We start from the raw sequence: 22,615 nt of genomic DNA on the forward strand, positions 1-22,615 counted from the left end.
TACCGGCGCCTGACCATCCGCTACGAACGCCACGGCCACCTGTTCAACGCCTTCCTCGTCCTGGCCGCCGCCATCACCTGCTACAAGAAGCTCGCCAAACAGCCCACATGAGACACGCTCTTAATGCGCAATCCCCGATAAACCGGATCAATGACCGGGGACGGTAATTCGTCGCTCGCTGACAAGCTTTCCCGGACGCCTTGAAGCGCCATTCGCGACCTGATTCGATCGCACCGTTGACGGGTCTCGAAGGGTGGAGGTGGGGGACAGGTGCGCTCACGGTCGGCCGGCGGTGCGGTGTTCGCGGGGCTCGGCGTGGCGGCGGTGCTCGCCGTCTCCGGCGCGTCCCCGGTGATCGCGGAGCCGACGCCCACCCCGACGAGCGGGTCGCCGACGCCCACGGACAGCCCCACGCCGACCCCGACCCCCACACCGACTCCGACGCCCACCCCCACTCCCACGCCGACTCCGACGCCCACGCCGACCCCCACTCCCACGCCGACTCCCACCCCGACCCCGACACCTACGCCGACCCCCACGCCCAGGCCGACGCATCCGGACGATCCGGGCCGGCCGGCGAAGCCGGTGCTGTCGGTCGCGGTCACGGTGTCGTCGGCGACCGTGCGCCCCGGCGACTCGATCACCGCCACCGTGCGGGTGTCGGCGTCCGGTGCGACCGCCTCCGGCGCCGTGCTGCGGGCGTCGGCGACCGGCGGCGCCACCACCGCGCCGTCCGAGCAGGGGCTCGGGAGCGTCGGCTCCGGCGGCGCGTCGGGGACGGTCACCGTGCGGGTCCCGTCCGGCGCCGCGCCCGGCACCATCCGGCTGACCGTCCGCGTCTCGGCGTCGCACGCGGCCACCCGGTCCCGGACGTACACGCTTGTCGTCACCCAGCCGTCCGGCGCGCTGCCGCCCGGCATCACTCCGAGCGCCATGCCGCCCGGCGTCCCGCCCGTCACCGCCGCGGGCGTGCCCGGCCTGCCCGGTGGGCCGGGCGGGCCGAACGTCGTGCTGCCGCCGGTCGCAGGGCCGCAGACCGCGCCCGCGCCGATCGCGCCGGTCCCCATGTCCAACCTGCGCTCGCTGCCCGGCGACGGCTCCGACCTCGACGACCTGACCGCGCTGCAGGCCGGCGTGCTGGCGGCGATGGCCTCCTCGGTGGCCCTGCTGCTGCTCAGACTGCGGCTGGCCCGCCGGGAGAGCGTCTCGCCCCGGCGGTCCGGCCGCTTCCACCTCCGCCGCGCCCGCCCCCGGGTCGCGGCAAGCGGGGCCGCCGCGCGCCCGGTGACGCCCGTCCCGCCGCAACCGGTACGGCCGCAGCCGAGGCGGCCCGAGCCGAGGCCCGTGGTGGTGTGGACGGTCGCGCCGGCGGAGACGACGCAGGCGGTGCCGCGCGACGCGGCCGCCCCGAAGGTCGACTGGCGCGAGCCCGGACCCGCCCGCCGGCGCCGCAGGCGGCACGCCCGCCGCGGCCCGCGCCTGGCCCTGCTGCCCGCGCGGGCCCGCTGAGAGCAGGGCCGGGCCGTGTCAGCGGGCGAGCCGGATCAGGATGCGGCACACCTCGTCGATGATCTCGGCGGCCTCCGCCTCGCCCTCGGCGGTGGCGATCTCCCGGCCGGCCTCGCCGATCACGGTGGTCAGCACCAGGCTGAGCACCTGCCCGGCGCGGCCCGCCGGGGTGCCGGACGTGCCGTGCAGCAGCTTGGTGTTCTGCGCGATCCAGTGCTGCGCCCGGCTGCGCCGCATCAGCGACGACCCGGACGGCCCCTCGCCGCCGTGGAACAGCCGGGCCGCCTCCCGCCGCTCCCAGCAGACCCGCAGGTACGCGCGGGCGCCCGCGATGAACAGCGCGATCGGGTCGTCCTCGCCGTCCCTGCGCGCGGCCGACACCGCCTGCGCCGCGCTGCGCTCCTGCTCGTCGGTGAGCTCCTCCCACAGCGCGACGTACAGCCCGGCCTTGCCGCCGTAGTGGTGGTACAGGCTGCCGACGCTGATCCCGGACCGCTCGACGATCTCGGCGATGCCCGCGTCGGCGTAGCCGCGGTCGGCGAACACCTGCTGCGCGGCGGTCAGCAGCGCCTGCCGGGTCGCGTCCGCGCGCGCCCACTGCCGTCCGGCGCCGCCGGCCTCACCCGCGCCGCCCGCCGGGCGCGCCCTGCTCGTGGTCATCCCCACATCGTGCCCGGATCGCGGCCGGGCCACCAGCACGCGGCACCGGCGGCGCGCTCGCTGCCCGCGGTCCGCTCAGTACCAGTGGTGGGCGGACCACCAGGACCACGCGCCGCAGGGGTCGTGGTAGCGGGCCTTGATGTAGCCGAGGCCCCAGGCGATCTGCGTCGGGGAGCTGGTGCGCCAGTCGGAGCCCGCGCTGGCCAGCTTGGAGCCGGGCAGCGCCTGCGGGATGCCGTACGCGCCGCTGCCGGGGTTGACGGCCCGCTCGTTCCAGCCGCTCTCGTGGTTCCAGAGCGTCAGCAGCGACGACCAGCAGTCGCCCCAGCCCTTGGCCGCGTTCATCTTCTTGCCGTACGCCTTGTTCTGCGCGGCGCTCGGGTTGGACTTGGCGAGCCGCTCCTTCTCCTTCTCGGCCTTCAGCTTCGCGCGGGCCGCGGCGTCCTTCTTGGCCTGCTCCTTGAGCTTCTTCATGTACGCCTGGTGCTCCTTGTAGGCGCGCTCCTTGGCGGCCGCGATGGAGTCGGCGGTGACGGCGTCCATGTCGGAGCCCTGCAGCTTGGCGAGCATGTCGTTGGTGGAGACGGGCCCGCCCGTGGCGACCTTCGGCGGCTCGGCCTCGCCCAGCACCCTGTCCCAGTCGACGAACACCACGCCGCCGGCGAGCACCGCGATGCCCGCGACGGTGATGGTGACGTTGTGGGTGAGCAGCCGCCAGACCCGGCGCCGCCGCTCCGGGCGGTACCGGTCGGGCAGCGCCCGCCCGTCGCCTCCGGACGGGCCGGACGGGCCGGACGCGGCGAGCGCCTCCAGCTCCTCGGGGGACTGCCGGGGCGCGGGGACCAGGGCCGTCCGGCGGCTCGCGGGGCCCCGCTCACCACCGCGCCTCCGGCCGCCGCGCCGCTGCTCGGAACGGGTGCGGGCGGAGGCGGGGCCGGTACGTCTGCGCGTGCCGTGACTCTGTGGCATAGGAGAAGACTGCCTTATCACCCGGGTCCTGTGTTGCCTATGACGATGTACGCGGGCGGCGTCGCACGCGGTTCACCGGCGTCAGAGCTCCAGGTCGCCGGCCGCGAGGCGGGCCGGCTGCAGCGCCTCGAACAGCTCGCGGTGCATCCCCTCGAACGGCGCGAGGGCGCCGCCGGGCGCCTCCAGCGCGAGGTTCGCCGCGTTCACCTGCTCGCGTCCCGCCGTGGTGATCTCGACGAGCGTGGCGCGCCGGTCGCGCGGGTGCCGGGCCCGCTCGACGAGCCCGGCGGCCTCCAGCTGGTCGACGGTCAGCTTCACCGTCGTCGGATGCATCATCAGGATCCGGCCGAGGGTGCTCAGCCGGGCGTGCCCGTTGCCGATGAGCGCCAGCGTGGTCAGCAGGAAGTAGCCGGTGCGGCTCAGCCCGAGCCGTTTCAGCTCGGCGTCCAGCGCCCTCTTGAGCATCTGGTGCAGCCGCTCGACCGAGCTGATCGCCATGAACGGCCACGGCCCGCCGGCCATGCCCTGCCCGGCCCAGCGGTCCCTGATCCCGGTGACCAGCGGGTCCACGCCGTCCTCCCGGGCCTGTTCCGCGCCTCGTCGCGCCTCGATTCGCACGCGGGAGATCGTAGCTTCGGACAAATCATCATGTAAGTACTCGCTTCTTAGAACTTCTTCCAATAGAGTGCTCCAGATCACAAGCGGGACGAGAGCGTCCGTGTGACCCTGGTGGTCCCGTGAGTGGTACCGGTCTCGACCGAGACCGCGGTGGCGCGGAACACCCGTAGGACACAGCGGCGCCCCCGTGGCAGGGCAGGGAACCGGAGTATCGGATGGGCGCCGACGTCCGAGAACGAAGGAGGCTGGGATGACCCTTCACGCACCCCCCGCGGGGGAGGGCACCGGCTGATGGCCCTGAGCCTGACGAGGGCCCCGGACCTGGCACGCAGGCGGGTCGAGCGCGCGCTCGACGAGACCGGGCTGCTGTGCGTGACCCTGCTGGAGGGGCTGCGCCGCACCTGGGACCTGCGGCAGTGGTGGGGCGAGTTCGTCGAGCAGTGCTGGTTCCTCGCCCGCGTGACCAGCGTGCCGGTGATGCTGATCGCGGTGCCGCTCGGCGCCACCATCTCGCTGCAGGTCGGCGACATCGCCCGGCAGCTGGGCGCCCAGTCCGGCACCGGCGCGCTGCTGACCGCCGCGATGATCCAGCAGGTGGCCCCGCTGGCCGCGGCGCTGCTGGTCTCCGGCGTCGGCGGCTCGGCCATCACCGCGGACATGGGCGCCCGCAACATCCGCGACGAACTCGCGGCCATGGAGGTCATGGGCATCAACCCGATCCACCGCCTGGTCACCCCCCGGCTGTGGGCGGCGAGCATGGTGTCCGGCCTGCTCTGCTCCGTCGTGATCCTGGCGGGCGTGCTCGGCGGCTACTACTTCAACGTCATCCAGCAGGGCGTCAGCCCGGGCGCGTTCTTCGACGGCGCGACGACCCTGCTGCAGTTCTCGGACCTGGTCATCACCCTGTTCAAGGCGTGGATCTTCGGATTCATCGCCGCCGCGGTCGCCTGCTACATGGGCATGAACTGCGACCTCGGACCGGTCGGCGTCGGCCGCGCGGTGAACAAGGCGGTGGTGGTCACCTCGATCATGGTGTTCGCCACCAACTACATCCTCACCATGATCTACCAGGTCCTGTTCCCCCCGAGGTTCTGATGGTCGCCATTTTCCCCGTACGCAAGCTGGGCCGGGCCTTCAAGGGCCGCGCGGCCGGGCTGTCGGCCTCGGCCAACCTGCCGATCTTCCTCGGCCGCGTCCTGTACCACCTGTTCTTCGACATCATCATCCGGCGCAAGTACGGAAAGACGCTGGCCAAGCAGGTCAGCGACATCACCGTCGGCGTCGGCGCGCTGGTGATCGGCGGCGGCATGATCTTCGTCATCGCGACGATGTCGCTGGCCACCGGCGCGATGGTGGGCCTGCAGGGCTACCCCGGGCTCGAGCGCATCGGCGCGGAGGCGTTCACCGGGCTGGTCGCCAGCTACTCCAACGTCCGCGAGGTCACCCCGATCATCGCGGGCGTGGCGCTGGTCGCGCAGGTCGGCACCGGGTTCACCGCCGAGATCGGCGCGATGCGGATCTCCGAGGAGATCGACGCGCTGGAGGTCATGGGCATCAACTCGCTGGCCTACCTGGTGTGCACCCGGGTCGCCGCCGGCGTCATCGCCCTGGTCCCGCTCTACCTGGTGTCGCTGTTCATGGCGTTCTTCGCCACCCGGTTCATCACGATCCAGTACTTCGGGCTGTCGCCCGGCATCTACGACTACTACTTCCACCTGTACCTGCCGCCGATCGACGTCTTCTACAGCGTCATCAAGGTCGCGGTGTTCGCGTTCATCGTGATGTTCATCCACTGCTACCGCGGCTACTACGCCGCGGGCGGCCCGGTCGGCGTCGGCGTCGCCGCGGGCCGCGCCATCCGGGAGTCCACCATCCTGATGATCCTGATGAACCTGCTCCTGTCGTACATCTTCTGGGGCCACGGCAGCACGGTGAGGCTGACCGGATGAGCGACGAGAGCCTCTCCAGCCGGTCCCGGACGATGTTCGGGCTGGTCGGCGCCGGCGTGATCGCGGCCGCCGCGATCGGCGTCGCGATCGCGAGCACCCCGTCCCACGCCGGATCGACGTACTACAACGCGACCTTCGGGACCGCCGGGCAGGGCCTGGACCCCGGCAAGTCGGACGTGAAGGTCCGCGGCATCGCGGTCGGCACCGTCGAGCACATCAAGCTCGACCGCAACGGCCGGGTCACCGTCCGGCTCCGCGTCGACAAGGGCGTCCGGGTCCCCGACACGGCCAGCGCGACGATCGAGCCGGTCTCGGTGTTCGGGCCGAAGGACCTGGTGCTGAACCCCGGCGCGCACGAGGTGTCCGGCCCGTACCTGCGGGACGGCGGGACGGTCGTGCGGACCTCCGACCCGCAGGATCTGTCGCAGACGGCGTGGCCCGCCTACAACCTCACCAAGGCGATCAACCCGGACGAGGTGGCGACGATCCTGCACACCCTCGGAGCCGGGCTGTCCGGTGAGGGCCCGGCGGCCCGCCGGCTGATCCAGAACGGGGCGACGGTCGTGGACGCCACGTACCAGGACCGCGCCTACATCCGGGCGCTGCTGAGCGACCTCAACGGGCTGTCGGGCACCCTCGCCGCGCACGGCGACAACGTCACCCGCTTCACCGGCGACTTCAACACGGTGTCGAAGGTGATCACCGAGAAGCCCGACAAGGTGGACCAGCTGCTGGCGCAGGCGACCCGGCTGAGCGACACGGTCGGCACCACGATGCGCGGGCACGGCGCGAACCTCGGCAGGCTCATCGACGACGTCGGCGGGATCGCCGCGACGGTGCACTCCGAGAACGACAAGCTGCCGGTGCTGATGGACAGCCTCAACGGCTTCTTCGGCCTGCTGTCGCAGATCATCCGGATCCCCGGCCCGTCGGGCACCACGATCGCGCAGGCCAAGGAGGTCCTCTCGCTGGACCTGTGCCAGGTCTTCATCGACGTGTGCACCACCGACCCGTTCCAGCCGAAGGGCAAGACCGCGACGACGCCGGGAGGCAGGCCATGAGCCCGGTGCTCGGCAAGACGGCCCGCGGCCCGGAGTACACCACGATCCTGAAGTTCCTGGTCTTCCTCGTCCTGACCCTGCTGCTGACCTTCTACATCGGCCAGCAGATCCTCGGCACCAGCTTCAACTCCCGCTACACCCTGACCGCGACGTTCGACGACGTCACCGGCCTGCTCACCGGCGACCAGGTGAAGGTGGCGGGCACGCCGGTCGGCCAGGTGAAGAGCATCAAGGTGGTGCGCGGCAAGGCCGTGGTCGGGATGGCGGTCGACCGGGACGTCCGGGTGCCCGTCGACTCCACCGCCGCCGTCCGCTGGCGCAACGTGATGGGCCAGCGCGTCATCTACCTGGAGCCGGGCACCGGCACCGCGAAGCTCGGCAACGGCGACCGGGTGCCGCACACCCGGTCGGTGGTGGACCTCGGCGAGATCCTCAACAACCTCGGCCCGCTCACCCAGAGCCTGGACCCGAACCAGATCAACAAGATCCTGTTCGCCTTCTCCCAGGCGCTGGACGGCAACGAGCAGAACGTCTCGCTGCTGACCGACAACCTCGACGCGCTGCTGCAGACCTTCGAGGCCCGCCGCGACACCATCAAGGGAATGATCGACAACTACGAGACGGTCAGCGACGCGCTCGCCAAGCGGGACTCGCAGATCGCCGCCAGCGTCGACAACCTGGCCTCGCTGACCGGCGTGTTCGCCGACAACCGCAAGCTGCTGGAGAACGCGGTCGTGCAGATCTCGGGCGTCACCACCAACCTGAACGCGGTGCTCGGCGGCAACGACGCGCAGCTGGCCCGCATCATCGACAACCTCGGCAAGTTCAGCGACACCTTCCGGCTGAACGTCGACCAGCTGGAGAAGATGGTGCAGCAGCTCCCGCTGACGCTGCGGGAGCTGTTCGCCGCGGCCAACGGCGGGCACTTCCTGCGCACCAACGCGCTGTGCCTGAACATCGTGCAGGGGCCGTGCCCCTTCCCGATGCAGCTGCCGAAGGCGCCCGGCACCGACCAGCCGTCCAAGCAGGACCTCGCCAAGCTGAAGGCGATGCTGACGGGGAGTGGCGGCTGATGGCGCTCAAGTCCCTGCGGGACGTCAACCAGAAGCTCGTCGCGATCGGGACGCTCGCGGTGCTCACCGCCGGGCTGATCTTCGCGTTCGCGATCGGCCAGCTGCACCTGTTCGAGCAGGGCTACACGATGAGCGGCTACTTCTCCGACCAGGCCGGCCTGAAGAAGGGCGACGACGTGCGGGTCGCCGGCGTGAAGTCGGGCCGCGTCACCGCGGTCGAGCCGGACTTCGCGCACGGCCGGGTCCTCATCACCTGGCACGTCAACTCCGGCATCGACCTCGGCCGCGACACCCGGGCGGAGATCGAGACGACGACGCTGCTCGGCGGCCGCTACCTGAAGCTGTCCGGTCCGGTCGCCAAGCCCTACCTGGCGAGCCTGCCGGAGCCCAGGCGGCGGATCCCCCTGGCGCACACCGGGGTCCCGTTCACCGTGCCGGAGGCGCTGCAGAACACCCAGAACATCGTCGGCAAGCTCGACGAGAAGAGCATGACCAAGCTGCTCACGGAGGTGTCGGCGATCAAGTCGCCGGGCGCCGCGAAGCTGCACCGGATCCTGGAGAACATCCAGGACCTGTCGCGCACGCTCAACGACTCCTACCCGCAGATCCAGAACCTGATCGAGGCCAGCAAGACCATCACCGGCACGCTCGCGGCCAAGGACGACAAGCTCCGGGAGATCATCGACGCCGGCCAGGTGCTGCTGCAGTCGCTGGTGAACCGGCGCAACGAGCTGGCCGCCACGATCGGGCAGGGCAGCCGCACGGTCCGCACCCTCGACAACGTCATCTCCAGGAACCAGAAGAAGCTGGACACGCTGCTGGACAACCTGCACCTGCTCACCAACCGGCTGGCACCCAACATGGACGCGCTGAACACCGACTTCTCGCTGCTCGGCCCGACGTTCCAGCAGGTCGCCAACCTCAAGGGCAACGGGCCCTGGATCGAGGGCGTGCTCACCGGACTCGGGCCGATCCAGCCGCCCGGCCCGATCTCCACGCGGCGTTCCCCCGCCGGAGAGGGAGGCAACTGATGGGCCGGCTGACCCGCGTCTCCCGGACGACCAGGCTGGGCGCCGCCGCGATCGCGCTGGCGCTGGCCGCCGCGCTCGGCGGCTGCTCGCTCGGCTCCTCCGGCGGGAAGCGCGAGATGACCGTCTACGTGCCGAAGGCGCGCTCGTTCTACCCCCAGTCGAAGGTCCTGGTGATGGGCGTCGACGTCGGGCTGGTCGACACGGTCGAGAAGCAGGGCGACAAGATCAAGGTGACGTTCCACATCGACCGGGACGTCCCGCTGCCGCAGGGCGTGCAGGCCTCGATCGTCCCGCTGAACCTGGTCGGCGAGCGCAACCTGGTGCTGCACCCGGCGTGGAAGCCGGGCGAGGCGAAGGAGACCTCGAACGTCATCCCGATCGAGCGGACGTCGGTGCCGGTCGAGGTGGACGACGCGCTGAACTCCTTCACCAACCTGGCGAACGCGCTCGACCCGACCAAGATGCAGACCGCGCTCGGCAAGGCCGCCGACTCGGTCAACGGCAACGGCAAGGAGTTCAACGCCACGCTGGAGCAGAGCTCCCGGCTGGTGGAGAACGTCGCGGGCCAGGACAAGGACCTGATCGAGGTCGCGCAGAACCTCAGCCGGATGGCCGGGGTGGTGCGGGGCCGCGAGCAGGTGCTCGGCACCATGATCCAGGACTTCGGGCAGGCGACGCAGGTGCTCGCCTCCGAGCGCGGCGACCTGCAGGAGCTGATCGGCGCGGTGCTCGACCTGTCCAAGAACGGCAACAAGCTGCTCAAGAGGTACAAGGGGCAGCTGCCCTACGACCTCGCCGTCCTCACCCGGGTCGCGCTGATGCTGAAGGGCAACGCCAAGCAGGTCGCGCAGCTGCTGAACGTGCTGCCGGGCGTCAGCGACGCCCTCATCGGCGGCTACGGCAAGAAGGACAAGTCGCTGCACATCCGGTTCGCCACCGACGCGTTCGTCCGGACGTGGCTGAAGGGCCTGATGGACTCCGACGAGGTCGCCTGCCCGCTTCCCGAGCCCAACTCCAACTGTCCCTGGCAGAACGGAGGCAACTGATGGGCAGGAAGCTCGTCTCGCTCGTCCTCGCCGTGGTCGTCGCGGTCTCCGGCTGCAGCTACAAGACGGTCGGCGCGCCGAAGGGGCACCTCACGCTCACGGCCGAGTTCAGCGACGTGCAGGGGCTCGTCGCCGGGCACAGCGTGAAGATGTCCGACATCACGATCGGCAGCGTCACCAAGGTGGAGCTGGACGGCTACCGCTCGAAGGTGACGCTGTCCATCAAGGACGGGATCAAGATCCCGCAGGGCACCCGCGCCGAGATCAAGGTGACGTCGCTGCTCGGCGAGAACTTCGTGGACCTGCAGATGCCGCCGGGCGCCAGCATGGACCGCGGCCCGTTCCTGGCGAACCACGCGGCGATCGGGCAGACCAGCGTGCAGCCGGCGTTCGAGCAGGTCGTCGGGCAGGCCGGCCCGCTGGTGCAGGCGCTGGCCGGCAACGACGTGGCGACGGTCGTCAACGCCGGCGCCACCGCGCTCGACGGCAACGGCACCAGGCTCAACACGACCATCGCCAAGGCGACCAGCCTGCTGAAGCTGGTCGCCGACCAGCGCGAGCAGCTCGGCGAGTCGGTCGACCACCTCGCCCGGCTCGGCCGGTCGCTGGCCGCCGGCGACGACGCGCTGAGCGAGGCGCCCGTGCAGCTCGAGCGCACCACCCGGCTGCTCGACCAGGACAAGCAGAAGATCCTCAGGACGGTCTCCACGCTGACCGAGGCGGCCCGCCAGCTGAACGACAAGGTGCTGGAGGGGCGGATCGCCCGGTTCCGCCGGCTGCTGGACGACCTCGACCCCGTCCTGGCGCAGCTCGGCAACAACCGGACCCGGCTGACGAAGCTGGTCAACGGGCTGGTCACCTTCACCGAGAAGCTGCCGAAGGCCAGCTACGACGGCCAGCTGCTGCTGTACCCGCTGCTGAACATCGTGTGGCCGGACGGGTCGCCGGTGCTGGGCGGCGACAAGCCCGCCAAGAAGAAGAGCAAGGCGGCGGGCGGCGGCGGCACCGGCGGCAGCGGCGGCACGGGCGGGACCGAGCTGCCGAAGCCGTTCAAGACCGCGTTCCCGGACCTCGACAAGATCCTGCAGGGGCGGCAATGACCAGGCGAGTGACGATCAACCTGGCGGTGTTCGGCGCGCTCGCCGTGATCATGGTCGTGTGGGCGTTCCGGAACGTGGTGCACTTCGACTTCATCGACCGGCCGTACCACATCACGGTGGAGTTCGAGTCCTCGCCGGGACTGCACCCGGGCTTCGAGGTCGACTACCTGGGCCTGCGGGTCGGCAAGATCGACTCGGTGCGGCTGGACAAGAACAAGGTGGTCGTCCGGCTCGACATGAAGCGCGGGGTGAAGATCCCGCAGGGCGTCACCGCGGCGGCGGCCCGCAAGTCCGCGGTCGGCGAGCCGGTGGTCGAGCTGACCCCGGGCCCGGGGAAGGCGGGCGCGCCGCCGATGCGGCCCGGCACCGTCATCCCGGTGTCGCAGACCAAGGTCCCGCCGAAGTACAGCGACCTGTTCGGCGCGGTCATCAAGTCCCTGAACGCGATCAACCCCGACGACGCCAAGGTGCTCACCCACGAGCTGTCGGAGGGGCTGGCCGGCCGGGAGGACTCCATCCGCCAGATCGTCAACGGCGGCGACCAGCTCACCCAGACGTTCGCGCAGAACACCGAGCTGCTGGACGGGCTGACCAGGGACCTCGGCAAGATCACCAGCGTGCTGAACGACAACCGCGGGGCGCTCGGGGCCGGCATCGACAACGTCGCGGCCCTGACCTCGGCGCTGGCCCAGATGCGCGGCCAGCTCGCCGAGCTGCGCGACACCGGCCCCGGCCTGCTGTCCACGGTGAACGAGCTGCTGGACGAGACCGGCCCGGACTTCGAGTGCACGGTGGACATGCTCGGCAACTGGGGCATCGCCGCCTACAACCCGAACTACCTGGCGGACCTGAAGCGGACGCTGGCGGTCGCGCCGCAGCTGAAGACCGTCCTCGACAACGTGATCGGGCTGGACCAGGGCAAGCCGGTGCTGAACGTGATCTTCGAGATCACGCTGAAGCGCAAGGCGGCGCTGGAGTACCGGTACCCGCTGCCGCAGCCGCAGCTGGCCACGGTGCCGACCTGCGCCGGCGGCCGGACGCCCGCGCTGGGCGTCAAGCAGAACACCTACCGGGCCAAGAACCCGGGCGACGTGATCCCCACCCACGATCCCGCGCTCGACAAGCCGCTGAACGTCCGGAACGCCGCGAACGGCGGAAAGGACTCTTCTGGTGGGCCGCCGGTTTGGCTAGTGTACATTCCCCCGGTTCTGGCACTGATGGTGCTGATCAGGGTCATGATGGGCTCGGTGCCCGTGGTGTCCCGCCTGTCCCGGCTTCGCCGCCGCGGCAAGGACTGACCCCAATCCCCGTAGGAGTACCGAAGTGACAGCCAAGACCACCAAGAAGGCCGCGGACGCCGCCGAGGGGCGCGACCCGGCCGACGAGGCCGGCGAGGTCGAGGCGGTCGCGTCCGCGCAGGACGAGGCGGTCGGCGACGCGGAGGCCGCGGAGGCCACGGCCGCCGCGTCGGAGGAGGAGGCCGAGGCCGGGGAGCGCCCGGCCGCCGCCAGGCCGAAGCGCAAGCGGCGGGTCCGGGTCATCGAGGTCATCGACGACGACGAGGACCTCGACGACGTCCTGGAGGCGATCGAGGCCGAGGAGGACGAGGAGCCCCCCGCCCGTCCGGCCAAGGCGGTCAGGACGGCCAAGCCCGCGGCGAAGCCGTCGCCGGCCCGGCCCGCGGCGGCGGCCAAGCCCCGTCCCGCGCGGCTCGAGCCCCCGGAGGAGCATGCCGGGGAGGGGGACGCCGCCCGTCCCGTCCGCAAGGTCGGCCCGTTCTCCTACACCCCCACCCGGTCGCCGAAGGAGCACGCCGAGGGGCCCGCCCTCGGCCGCGTCATCGCGGTGGTCGTCGTGGTGGCGCTGCTGGCGAGCCTCGCGATCTGGCAGTGGACGCGGGCGAGCGGCCTGGCGTCGGACAAGGACGATCGCGCCGAGGTCGCCAAGGTGGTGTCGCAGTACGGCGACGTGGCGTTCAACTACAACGCGTCCAACTACCAGGCGCAGGCGGCCAAGGCCGAGAAGCTGATGGCCGGCGACCTGCTCGACCAGTTCAAGCAGTCCACGCTGCCGGGCCTGACCGCCGCGTTCAAGAGCGACGCCCAGGTCGGCATGTCGTCCAAGACCAGCGACGTCTTCGTCGGCAGCGTCAACGGCAAGTTCGCCACGGCGGTCGTCGCCGTCGACATCGGCCTGCAGACCAAGGACGGCAAGGTGAACCAGCCGGCCACGCTGATCCGCGTCGCGATGGCGAAGCTCGACGGCAAGTGGAAGGTCACCAAGCAGTACCCGTCCGGCGTGAACGACAGCAACCAGAACGCGGGGAGCAACGGCCTGGTCCCGGGGAGCAGCGCCGCCTCCCCGTCCCCGAGCACGAGCCCGAGCGGCAAGCCGAAGAACTGACCGCCGCGGTCCGCGCCCCGCACGGTGGAAGCCGTGCGGGGCGCGGCGCGTTGTGCGGAGTTGTCGGAGGGGGCGGGCAGAATGACGACGGTGACGGAGCGTACGGTCTCGGGCGGCGGCACGCGGGTGCCCGACGAGGTGGTCCACGAGTTCGGGGCGCTGCTGTCGGCCGCGGCCCTGCTGGAGCGCATCGCGGGCCGGGAGCTGGAGCGCCGCTGCGGCATCCGGCACGCGGTGTTCGAGGTGCTGCTCCGGCTGTCGGACGCCGGCGCGGACTGCCCCGACATGGGCGGGCTGGCCGGCGAGCTGATCCTCACCAGCGGCGGCATGACCCGGCTGATCGACCGGATGCAGGAGGCGGGCCTCGTGCGGCGGCGCGCCGCCGCCGGCGACCGCCGGCGCCACCTCGTCGAGCTGACCGACGCCGGCCGCGCCAAGCTCGACGAGGCGCTGCGCGTGCACGCCGAGACCCTGCGCGCGCACTTCGCCGCCCCCCTCACCGACGACCAGCGCCACCACCTGGTCACAGCCCTCCGCACCCTCCGCACGACCGCCCGCGAGGAACTAGGCGACCTCCGCTGAGTCTCCCAGGGGGACGACCCCCTGGAACCCCCGTCAACGGTCGACAGGCTGTGGCTGAGGTTCAAGCGGCCAGGGGGTCGCCCCCCTGGGAGTCAGCGCGAGTAGTGCTCGACGACCAGTTGTTCGTCGCAGGTGACGGGGATTTCGGGGCGTTCGGGGAGGCGGGTGAGCCGGGCGGCGAGGGCGTCGTGGCGGACGTCGAGGTAGGGCGGGACGGAGTCGGTGTGGCCGCCGGCGGCGGCGATCTGGAAGGCGTCGATGCCGCGGCTGCGCCCGGCGACCGTGATGACGTCGCCGGGGCGCAGGCGGAACGACGGGCGGTCGACGCGGCGGCCGTTCACCAGGATGTGCCGGTGCACGACGAACTGGCGGGCCTGGTAGATGGTGCGGGCGAAGCCGGCGCGCAGGACGAGCGCGTCCAGCCGGCGTTCGAGGTCGACCAGCAGCGCCTCGCCGGTCTTGCCGCCGGCCTTGGCGGCCTTGGCGAAGGCGTTGCTGAGCTGCGCCTCGCGGATGTTGTACTGGGCGCGCAGCCGCTGCTTCTCGCGCAGCCGGACCTTGTAGTCGGTCTCCTGCTTGCGGGCGCGGCCGTGCATGCCGGGCGGGTACGGGCGGGCCTCGAAGTACTTGACGGACTTGGGCGTCAGCGGGATGCCGAGGGCCCGGGAGAGGCGGACCTTGGGGCGGGGGTTGTTCATCGCGCTCCTCAGTGGTTAGGTAAGCCTTAGTTAGGCAAGCCTAACCTAGTACGTCAAGGAGGCCATGGTGGGGCGAGCGGACACGACGGGGACGCGGGCGGGCGGGCCGACGGCGGCGGAACGGGCGCGCACGCTCGCCTACGGCATGGGCGACGGCGTGCTCGCCGCGCCGGGGGTGCCGCACACGCCCGTCCCGGCCTACACCACCGACCTCGACGGGCGGCCCCTGCTGCTCCTGCCGAAGGAGTCGGCGCTGGTCAGGGCGCTGGACGGGGAGGAGGACCTGCCCGCCACGCTGCGGATCCACGACGTCGCGCCGGTGCCGCTCGCCGACCGGGTGCGCGGCCGGGCCTGGCTGCACGGCTGGCTCACCGAGCTGCCGCCGGCCGGGCTGCGGGACGCCGCGCTGAAGCTGTCCCGCCCGCATCCGCGTCCCGAACTGCTCGACCTCGCCGCCGAGACGCCGCCGCGCGACGGCGCGTGGACGGTGCTCACGCTGGACGTCGCGCAGGTCGAGGTCGAGGACGCCTGGGGCGGCGCGACCCTGGAGCCCGAGGAGTACGCCGCCGCCGCGCCGGACCCGTTCGTGGCCATCGGCGCGGGCATCCTGACCCATCTGGACTCCTGCCACCGCGACGAGCTGAAGGGCCTGCTGCCGGTGTCGGCGTCCCCGGCCGGCGATCCGGACGGCCTGCCGGAGGTCCGGCCGCTCGGCCTCGACCGGTACGGAATGTGGCTGCGCTGCTCCGCACCGTCCCAGGACGCGGGCGGGACGTTCGATCTGCGGCTGGCGTTCGGCGAGCCTGTCAGTGATCTCCACGGCCTGCGCCGGGTCTACCGGCACCTGTTCGCGCACGCGGCCCCCTAGCCCGTACGGGACGAACGCGAAATATCCGGCGAGTTGGCAGTGGTCTCCCGGATGGTGCGGACCGGGCCCGCCGGGACATGCTCGGGTCTCCGGCCGTGGGACGCCGCCCGTCGCCCGTCCGGGACGCCTCGGCCGCCGGCTCGCCCTCGCGGGGTGGGTGAGCCGGCGGACGGGAACCGTACCGGACGGCGGGACGCCGGCGGCCCCGGCCGGGCCGGTGGTCCGGCGCCGCGGAGCGCAAGCCGGGGGCGTGGTCCGGGCCACTGGTCGAAACCGGCTCCAGGCCACTGCCCGCGATTGGCTCTGCCGCCGGCCTCCCCCGCACCGCAGGCTGGAACCATGACCGGACACCACCCGCAGACCCGCGCCGTCCACCCGCCCGTGATCGAGCCGTCCGGCAGCCGCCCGCTCGGCCAGCCGGTCTACCAGGGCCACCTGTTCGCCTTCGACGGGGCCGACGACCTCGCCGCCGCCTTCCACGGCCCCGGCCAGGCGTTCCTGTACGGGCGGATGAGCAACCCGACCGTCCGCTCCCTCGAGCAGTCCCTCACCGAACTGGAGGGCGGCGCCGGAGCCCTCGCCGCCGCCGCCGGGATGGGCGCGATCAATGCCGTCCTGATGGCGCTGCTGAAGTCGGGCGACCACGTGATCGCCCAGTCGTCGCTGTACGGCGGGACGTACGCGCTGCTGCACGACCTCGCCGACCGGTGGGGCCTCGAACTGACCCACGTCCCCGGCGACGACCCCGACGAGGTCCGCGCGGCGCTGCGCCCGAACACCCGGCTCCTCTACCTGGAGACGGTCTCGAACCCGACCACGCACGTCACCGACCTCCCGGCGTTCACCGAGGCCGTCCGCGGCACGGGCGTGCTCACCGTCGTCGACAACACCTTCGTGCCGCTGCTGTGCAGGCCGATCGAGCACGGTGCGGACATCGTCGTCCACTCCCTCACCAAGTACATCAGCGGGCACGGCGACGCCGTGGGCGGCGCCGCGGTGTTCGCCGACCCGGACGTGCACCGCCGCGTCTGGGACCACGCCGTGGAGCTCGGCTCCGTCGCCGACCCGTTCGCGGCGTGGCTGACCCTGCGCGGGCTCGCGACCCTGCCGATGCGGATCGCCCGGCACAGCGCGACCTCCCTCGACCTCGCGCGCCGCCTCGCCGCGCACCCGGCCGTCGACCGCGTCCACTACCCGGGGTTCGGCGACCACCCGCAGCACGAGACCGCGCGCCGGCTGCTGCCGGACGGCTCCGGCGGCGTCCTGTCGTTCGAGCTGGCCGGCGGGCGCGAGGCCGGCCGGGTGTTCAGCGAGTCGGTGCGGCTGGTGTCGCTCAGCCCGTCGCTCGGCGACACCGGCACGCTCGTCATGCACCCGGCGAGCACGTCCCACCGCCAGATGGACGCCGCGTCCCTCGCCGCCGCCGGCATCGGCGAGGGCACCGTCCGCCTGGCCGTCGGCCTGGAGGAGCCGGACGACCTGTGGGCCGACATCGAGCAGGCCCTCGCCAAGGCCACCTGACCGGACGCGGGGCTAGAGGTAGAAGCCGGTCGCGGACGCCGGCCTCTCGTGGACCTCGGGACGGCGTTCGCCCTTGCGGAGCGCGGCCAGCTCGGCGAGGGTGGCGCCGTCCGGGCCGATCTCGGCGGCGGCGTCGGAGCCGTCCAGCCATGCGACCGCCTCGTCGCGGGTCAGCCGGCCCACCTCGATCTGCGCGAGGCAGCGGCCCGGCCGCACCACCGCCGGGTGCAGCATCGCCAGGTCCTCGTTGGTGGTGATGGCCACCAGCACGTCCCGGCCCTGCCCGAGCATCCCGTCGGTGAGGTTGAGCAGCCGCGACAGGCCCTGGCCCGTCGACTGCTTGGCCTCGCCGCGGATCAGCTCGTCGCAGTCCTCCAGGATGAGCAGCCGCCAGCGGCGGTTGTCGTCCTCGTCGTCGCCGACCGCCACCTCCATCAGGTAGCTGGGGGTGCCGAACAGCGCCTCCGGGTCGAGCACGCAGTCGGCCTGGCACCACTTGCCCCACGCCCGCGCCAGCGCGCGCAGCGCGGTCGTCTTGCCGGTGCCGGGCGGGCCGTGCAGCAGCAGGAGCCGGCCCGCCACCTCGTCGCGGGTGAGCTTCATCACGTGGTCGAGCGCGTCCGCGACCGCGCCGGTGTAGTTGCCGCGGATGTCCTCCCACGCGTCGGCGGAGATGGCGCGCTCGTCGCGGGACGGGCCGTGCATCCCCATGTGCCAGAAGCCCATCTCGACGCTGGTCTCGTCGGTCTTCGGCGGGTCCGTCGCGTCCTTCACCGACGCGTCCAGGACCGACTCGGCCAGCTCGTCGGAGACCGCCGACACCGCGAGGTAGGCGCTGCCGTTCTTCCACCGGTTCGTCAGCAGCGTCCAGCCGTCGCCCTCGGCCAGCACCGACTCCTTGCCCTTCTCGCGGGCGACCCGGACCAGCCGCGCGCCGTCCGGGCGCAGCGGCGCCTCCGGGCGGACGTGGTCCAGCCGCGTCGACCGCGACCAGGGCTGCTCGCCGGACGCGAACGGGCGCAGCGACAGCACGTCCATCACGTCGGCGGGGGAGTTGTTGTCGCTGAGGTTGAAGACCACGGGCAGCGTCGACTCGGGCCCCGGATCGGTCACGTTCTCCCCGGGCCCGACGAGATGCAGGACGTCCTGCGCGCTCTCCCGCGACATGGTCATGTCATTGATCATCAGGCGTGCCGGGCGGGCGCGTCCACCGAATTAGGGACGCGGCCGCCGGCGCTGGTCCGGCTCAGGCCCCGCCGCCCTCGCGCGACTCGCGCTCCAGCCGGGCGGCCTTGCGGGCCTCGGACTCCTGGAAGTCGAGCTTCTCGGCCTCCTCCGGCGTCGGCGCGGTGCCGCCCAGGTAGGCGGGCTGCCACCACGTCTCGCCCGGCTTCGGGACGTCGGGGTACTCGCGCTGCGCCCGCTCCAGCAGCTCGGACATGCGGGCGCGCAGCTCCTCGGTGACCTGGTCGTAGTCGTCGCCGCGCTTGGGGTGCATGGGCTCGCCGACGAGGATCGTCACCGGGACGTTGCGCTGCAGCAGCCGGCGCTTGCGGCCCTTGGTCCACAGCCGCTGCGGACCCCAGATCGCGACCGGGATCAGCGGGGTCTTGGACGCCACCGCCATCCGCACCGCGCCGCTCTTGATCTCCTTGACCGTGAACGACCGGCTGATCGTCGCCTCGGCGAACACCCCGATGATCTCGCCGCCGCGCAGCGCCTTCAGCGCCGCCGCGTACGAGGAGGCGCCCGCCTCCCGGTCGACCGGGATGTGCTTCATGTCGCGCATCAGCGGCCCGGCGATCCGGTTGTCGAAGATCTCCTTCTTCGCCATGAACCGCACCAGCCGGCCGGCGGGGTGCGCGGCCAGGCCCGCGAAGATGAAGTCGAGGTAGCTCACGTGGTTGCTGACGAGCACGGCACCGCCGGTGCTGGGAATCCGTTCGGTCCCCTCCATGCGGAACGTGATGTTCAGGGCCTTGAACACGCCGAGGGCCGTCTTGATCACTGGCGGGTACACGCGTTCGGACATGTCAGCACCGTACTTGAGGGACGCCATGATCAGCGAGTGCGGCGCAGGGATCGCGATGGATCCCACAACCGGCCGGAACTCTGAGAAGGTGGGGGTGTGACGTGATCCGCCGATGGTGAAGGGGGATGAGCATGGAACCGTTGGACGCGGCGGCGGACGTGCACGCGCTCATCCGCGACGTGCTCCCGGCGCTGGCGCCCAGCGCCTGGTTCGACTCCGGGACCTCCGAGGTGGTGCTGCCGCTCGGCCGGTCCGAGGCGCGCGCCTCCAGCTGGACGGTGCTGGAGCGCTGCGCCCGCGAGCCGCGCTCGGTGTGGCCGCAGGTGGTGGGCGAGTGGGTCCGCGAGGTCGGCGACCGCGCGTTCCTCGCCGTCGGCGAGATGGAGCTGTTCGGCGACGTGCGCGAGCTGCTGCGGCTGCGGATCGTGCCGAAGCTCGCGCCGCGCGACCGCGAGGGCCTCGTCGTCGTCCCGGCGGGCGACCACTTCGACGCGATGGTGATGATCGAGCACCCGCGCTACGGCGGCCCGCTGACGAAGGCGCGGGCCGGCCTGCTCGGCCTGCACAAGCTCGGCTACGTGATGACGAACACCCACGACCGCGAGCTGGCGGACGTGTCGGTGCACGACCAGCCCCTGCTGCCCGGACGCGACGTCCGGGTGGTGACCAAGCCCGGCAGCCGGTACGTGTCGGCGCTGCTCAGCGAGGTCGACCAGTTCCTCCCGGTGCCGAACGAGCACGGCGCGCTGGTCGGCGTCCCGTGCCACAGCACGCTGCTGCTGTACCCGATCACCTCGACGGCCGTCCGCGAGGTGCTCCCCGTCTTCGCCGACGTCGTCCGCGAGATGCACGCCGCCGCCGACGACCCGTGCGCCCCCGGCGTCTACTGGAGCCACGGCGAGCGCCGCCTGACCCCGCTGCCCGCCGACGCCCCGACGCACGCCTCGGACGAGTTCGCCGCCCTGCTGCGCCGCCTCCCCGCGGGACCCTAGGGCAGCTTCCAGTCGACGGGGGGAGCGCCCTGCTCCTCCAGGAGCCGGTTGGCGCGGGAGAAGGGGCGGGAGCCGAAGAAGCCGCTGTTGGCCGAGTACGGGCTCGGATGCGGCGACTCGATGCACGGGACGCCGCCGAGCAGCGGCTTGAGGTTGCGGGCGTCGCGGCCCCACAGGATGGCGACGAGCGGCCGACCGCGGGCGGCGAGCGCGCGGATGGCCTGCTCGGTGACCTGCTCCCAGCCCTTGTCGCGGTGCGAGCCGGGCTTGCGCGGCATGACGGTGAGGGCCCGGTTGAGCAGCAGGACGCCCTGCTCGGCCCACGGCGTGAGGTCGCCGCTGGACGGCTCGGGGTGGCCGAGGTCGTCGCAGTACTCGCGGAAGATGTTGACCAGGCTGGCGGGCAGCGGCCGGACGTCGGGGGCGACCGAGAAGCTGAGGCCGACCGCGTGGCCGGGGGTGGGGTAGGGGTCCTGCCCGACGATGAGGACGCGGACCTCGTCGAACGGCTGGGTGAACGCGCGCAGGACGAGGTTCCCGGCGGGCAGGTAGCGGCGTCCGGCGGCGACCTCGGCGCGCAGCCAGTCGCCGGCCGCCGCGATCGTCCCGGCGACGGGGGCGAGGGCCTGCGCCCAGCCGGCTTCGACGATCTCGGTGAGGGGGCGTGCCGTCATGGCGCCCCAGCCTAGTGCGGTGATCATCGGGCCGGAGGCGGAACGGTTTCTTGATCAGGCCTGGGAAAGCCGCTGACCACTTCAGGACGGAGAATCGGGAAAAGTTCTCTCGGTTGCCGCGAACCGGCAGATGAACCGGGTGAAACGTCCCGTTAAGTCGGTGTTACTTTCTGGCGCGGTGCGTTGACCTACCGCGTCCGCCCCCGAAACCTGGAGGGGGCGGGCAACCGCGGGACGAGCGGACGGGACGTGCAGATGAGCCAGCTGACCAGCGTGGACGCCACCTTCCTCAACGCCGAGACGGGCAACGTGCATGCCCACATCGCCGGCCTCGGGGTGCTCGATCCGGCCTCGTGCCCCGGCGGCCGGCTCACCGTCGCGATGGTCGCGGACCTGGTCCGCGACCGCGCGCACCTGGCGGCGCCGCTGCGGCGGCGGCTCGTCCCGGTGCCGTTCGGCCTCGACTTCCCGTACTGGGAGGACGACCCGGACTTCGCCCCGGAGAAGCACATCGTCGAGATCGGGCTGCCCGCGCCGGGCGACGACCGGCAGCTCGCCGACGCGGTGGCGATGCTGCACGAGAAGCCGCTCGACCGGTCCCGCCCGCTCTGGGAGATCGCCCTCATCCAGGGCCTGCGGGGCGGCCGCGCCGCCGTCTACGTGAAGGTCCACCACGCGGCGATCGACGGCGTGATGGCCGCCGAGACGCTCGCCGCGCTGCTCGACCTGTCGCCCGAGCCGCGCGAGGTGCCGCCCGACGACGCCGCCCCGGCGCGGGCGCCGAGCCCGGCGAGCATGGCCGGGACGGGGCTGCTGCGGGCGGCGGCGCATCCGGTCCGGTCCGCGCTGTCGGTCGCGCGCACCGTCCCGTACCTGGACGAGATCCCCGGCCTGTCGTCCGTCCCGGGCGTCGGGCTCGTGTCCTCGGTGGTGCAGGGCGCGCTCGGCCGCCCCGGGACGCCGCGGATGCCCCGGGCCGCCGCGCCGCCCACCCCGTTCAACCGGCCCGTCGGGCGGCGCCGCTCGGTCGCCTGCGGCGAACTGCCGCTCGCGGACGTCAAGGAGATCCGGCGCGGCCTCGGCGGCAGCGTCAACGACGTGGTCATGGCGCTGTGCGCGACCGCGCTGCGGCAGTGGCTGGACAAGCGCGGCGACCTGCCGGACGGCCCGCTCGTCGCGGGCGTGCCGGTGTCGCTGCGCCGCGCGGGCCGCGGCGGCGAGGGCGGCAACCAGGTGTCGATCATGAGCGCGCCGCTGGCCACGCACGTCCCCGACCCGGCCGAGCGGTACGCCGCCGTCCGCCGCGACATGGACCTGGTCAAGCGGCGGTTCGCCGCGTCGTCGGGCGGCTGGGTGCGGGAGCTGAGCGGGCTGCTGCCCGCGCCGGTCGCGGGCGCGGTGACCCGGTTCGCGCTGCAGACCGCGTCGGCGGTGTCGCTGCGCCCCGTCAACCTCGTGGTGTCCAACGTGCCGGGCCCGCAGTTCCCGCTGTACCTGTGCGGCGCGCGGGTGCTCGGCTACTACCCGATCTCCGTCGTCACCGACGTCAGCGGCGGCCTGAACATCACGGTGTTCTCCTACGACGGGAAGGTGGACGTCGGCATCGTCGCCTGCCGCGACCTGGTACCCGACCCGTCCGAGATCATCGACCACCTCGACGACGCGCTGGACGAGCTGCGTTCCCTTGTGGGGGGGCGACCCCCCACACCCCCCGCTGCGGGGTGAGCTGCGCCCTTCGCTCCGCTGGCGCTCCGCTACGGGCGCCGCTCCCCCCCGGTGGGGGGCCCGCCCCCCACGCCCCCCGGCGGGGGCTCCGCCCCCACACCCCC

22 protein-coding genes are annotated in these 22,615 nt (G+C 72.4%); 15 read left to right on the forward strand and 7 right to left on the reverse strand.

The window, feature by feature from the left end:
• Positions 1–270: 270 nt before the first annotated feature.
• Entirely contained in the window at positions 271–1,509 is a 1,239-nt protein-coding gene (locus QP089_RS32395; RefSeq protein ID WP_285916767.1) for a COG1361 family protein, read from the forward strand.
• Between the two features lie 18 nt (positions 1,510–1,527).
• Here the strand turns inward: QP089_RS32395 and QP089_RS32400 are convergent, their stop codons facing one another.
• The 3 genes from QP089_RS32400 to QP089_RS32410 all read right to left on the reverse strand — a co-directional run bounded on the left by QP089_RS32400 (position 1,528) and on the right by QP089_RS32410 (position 3,756).
• Complete coding sequence (locus QP089_RS32400; protein WP_285916769.1) at positions 1,528–2,169, reverse strand: TetR/AcrR family transcriptional regulator; 642 nt, start codon at positions 2,167–2,169, stop codon at positions 1,528–1,530.
• Between the two features lie 75 nt (positions 2,170–2,244).
• Positions 2,245–3,138 carry an aggregation-promoting factor C-terminal-like domain-containing protein gene (locus tag QP089_RS32405; protein ID WP_285916771.1) on the reverse strand — a complete coding sequence of 298 codons (894 nt, stop codon included), beginning with the start codon at positions 3,136–3,138 and terminating at the stop codon, positions 2,245–2,247.
• A gap of 81 nt (positions 3,139–3,219) precedes the next feature.
• The gene (locus tag QP089_RS32410) at positions 3,220–3,756 is read right to left on the reverse strand and encodes a MarR family winged helix-turn-helix transcriptional regulator (RefSeq protein ID WP_285916773.1); all 537 of its coding nucleotides are present in this window, start codon (positions 3,754–3,756) and stop codon (positions 3,220–3,222) included.
• A 291-nt stretch (positions 3,757–4,047) separates the two neighbouring features.
• Between QP089_RS32410 and QP089_RS32415 the strand changes: the two genes are divergently transcribed.
• The 10 genes from QP089_RS32415 (at position 4,048) to QP089_RS32460 (ending at position 14,001) form a co-directional block, all read left to right on the forward strand.
• On the forward strand, positions 4,048–4,851 hold the full coding sequence (locus tag QP089_RS32415; protein ID WP_285916774.1) for an MlaE family ABC transporter permease: 804 nt from the start codon (positions 4,048–4,050) through the stop codon (positions 4,849–4,851).
• A complete protein-coding gene (locus QP089_RS32420) occupies positions 4,851–5,705 on the forward strand; it encodes an ABC transporter permease (RefSeq protein WP_285916775.1) in 855 nt (284 codons plus the stop codon). Before QP089_RS32415 ends, QP089_RS32420 begins: the two co-directional genes overlap by 1 nt.
• Positions 5,702–6,766, forward strand: a complete 1,065-nt coding sequence (locus tag QP089_RS32425) for an MCE family protein (protein WP_285916776.1) — start codon at positions 5,702–5,704, stop codon at positions 6,764–6,766. The genes QP089_RS32420 and QP089_RS32425 overlap by 4 nt, the downstream gene beginning before the upstream one ends.
• Entirely contained in the window at positions 6,763–7,839 is a 1,077-nt protein-coding gene (locus tag QP089_RS32430; protein WP_285916777.1) for an MCE family protein, read from the forward strand. Before QP089_RS32425 ends, QP089_RS32430 begins: the two co-directional genes overlap by 4 nt.
• Complete coding sequence (locus tag QP089_RS32435) at positions 7,839–8,870, forward strand: MlaD family protein (protein ID WP_285916779.1); 1,032 nt, start codon at positions 7,839–7,841, stop codon at positions 8,868–8,870. The genes QP089_RS32430 and QP089_RS32435 overlap by 1 nt, the downstream gene beginning before the upstream one ends.
• Entirely contained in the window at positions 8,870–9,916 is a 1,047-nt protein-coding gene (locus QP089_RS32440) for an MCE family protein (protein WP_285916780.1), read from the forward strand. The genes QP089_RS32435 and QP089_RS32440 overlap by 1 nt, the downstream gene beginning before the upstream one ends.
• The gene (locus QP089_RS32445) at positions 9,916–11,016 is read left to right on the forward strand and encodes an MCE family protein (RefSeq protein ID WP_285916781.1); all 1,101 of its coding nucleotides are present in this window, start codon (positions 9,916–9,918) and stop codon (positions 11,014–11,016) included. Before QP089_RS32440 ends, QP089_RS32445 begins: the two co-directional genes overlap by 1 nt.
• Positions 11,013–12,314, forward strand: coding sequence for an MCE family protein (locus QP089_RS32450; protein WP_285916784.1), 1,302 nt, complete (start codon positions 11,013–11,015; stop codon positions 12,312–12,314). The genes QP089_RS32445 and QP089_RS32450 overlap by 4 nt, the downstream gene beginning before the upstream one ends.
• 25 nt (positions 12,315–12,339) lie before the next feature.
• Positions 12,340–13,419 (forward strand): hypothetical protein, encoded by a 1,080-nt coding sequence (locus tag QP089_RS32455; RefSeq protein ID WP_285916786.1) that lies wholly within the window; start codon positions 12,340–12,342, stop codon positions 13,417–13,419.
• A gap of 90 nt (positions 13,420–13,509) precedes the next feature.
• The gene (locus QP089_RS32460) at positions 13,510–14,001 is read left to right on the forward strand and encodes a MarR family winged helix-turn-helix transcriptional regulator (RefSeq protein WP_285916789.1); all 492 of its coding nucleotides are present in this window, start codon (positions 13,510–13,512) and stop codon (positions 13,999–14,001) included.
• Between the two features lie 92 nt (positions 14,002–14,093).
• Here the strand turns inward: QP089_RS32460 and rpsD are convergent, their stop codons facing one another.
• Positions 14,094–14,699, reverse strand: a complete 606-nt coding sequence (rpsD, locus tag QP089_RS32465; protein WP_285916791.1) for a 30S ribosomal protein S4 — start codon at positions 14,697–14,699, stop codon at positions 14,094–14,096.
• 64 nt (positions 14,700–14,763) lie between these two features.
• Between rpsD and QP089_RS32470 the strand changes: the two genes are divergently transcribed.
• Positions 14,764–15,567: a DUF2470 domain-containing protein gene (locus QP089_RS32470; protein ID WP_285916793.1), complete on the forward strand. Its 804-nt coding sequence runs from the start codon at positions 14,764–14,766 to the stop codon at positions 15,565–15,567.
• Between the two features lie 339 nt (positions 15,568–15,906).
• Positions 15,907–17,088: a trans-sulfuration enzyme family protein gene (locus tag QP089_RS32475; RefSeq protein WP_285916795.1), complete on the forward strand. Its 1,182-nt coding sequence runs from the start codon at positions 15,907–15,909 to the stop codon at positions 17,086–17,088.
• A gap of 12 nt (positions 17,089–17,100) precedes the next feature.
• Here QP089_RS32475 and QP089_RS32480 read toward each other — a convergent pair whose 3' ends face one another.
• Both QP089_RS32480 and QP089_RS32485 read right to left on the reverse strand, forming a co-directional pair.
• Entirely contained in the window at positions 17,101–18,261 is a 1,161-nt protein-coding gene (locus QP089_RS32480; protein WP_353070653.1) for a DUF5925 domain-containing protein, read from the reverse strand.
• 73 nt (positions 18,262–18,334) lie between these two features.
• Positions 18,335–19,120 carry a lysophospholipid acyltransferase family protein gene (locus QP089_RS32485; protein ID WP_285916797.1) on the reverse strand — a complete coding sequence of 262 codons (786 nt, stop codon included), beginning with the start codon at positions 19,118–19,120 and terminating at the stop codon, positions 18,335–18,337.
• Positions 19,121–19,251: 131 nt separating this feature from the next.
• Here QP089_RS32485 and QP089_RS32490 point away from each other — a divergent pair, with 131 nt between their 5' ends.
• On the forward strand, positions 19,252–20,112 hold the full coding sequence (locus QP089_RS32490) for a hypothetical protein (RefSeq protein WP_285916799.1): 861 nt from the start codon (positions 19,252–19,254) through the stop codon (positions 20,110–20,112).
• On the opposite strand, the gene QP089_RS32495 is transcribed toward QP089_RS32490, so the two are convergent.
• Positions 20,109–20,786 carry a uracil-DNA glycosylase gene (locus QP089_RS32495; protein ID WP_285916800.1) on the reverse strand — a complete coding sequence of 226 codons (678 nt, stop codon included), beginning with the start codon at positions 20,784–20,786 and terminating at the stop codon, positions 20,109–20,111. The two genes, QP089_RS32490 and QP089_RS32495, sit on opposite strands and share 4 nt — an antisense overlap.
• 255 nt (positions 20,787–21,041) lie before the next feature.
• On the opposite strand from QP089_RS32495, the gene QP089_RS32500 reads away from it, so the two are divergent.
• Entirely contained in the window at positions 21,042–22,511 is a 1,470-nt protein-coding gene (locus QP089_RS32500) for a WS/DGAT/MGAT family O-acyltransferase (RefSeq protein ID WP_285916802.1), read from the forward strand.
• Positions 22,512–22,615: the final 104 nt, after the last annotated feature.

The sequence above is a fragment of the Actinomadura opuntiae genome (assembly GCF_030283205.1).
Taxonomy (GTDB): Bacteria; Actinomycetota; Actinomycetes; order Streptosporangiales; family Streptosporangiaceae; genus Spirillospora.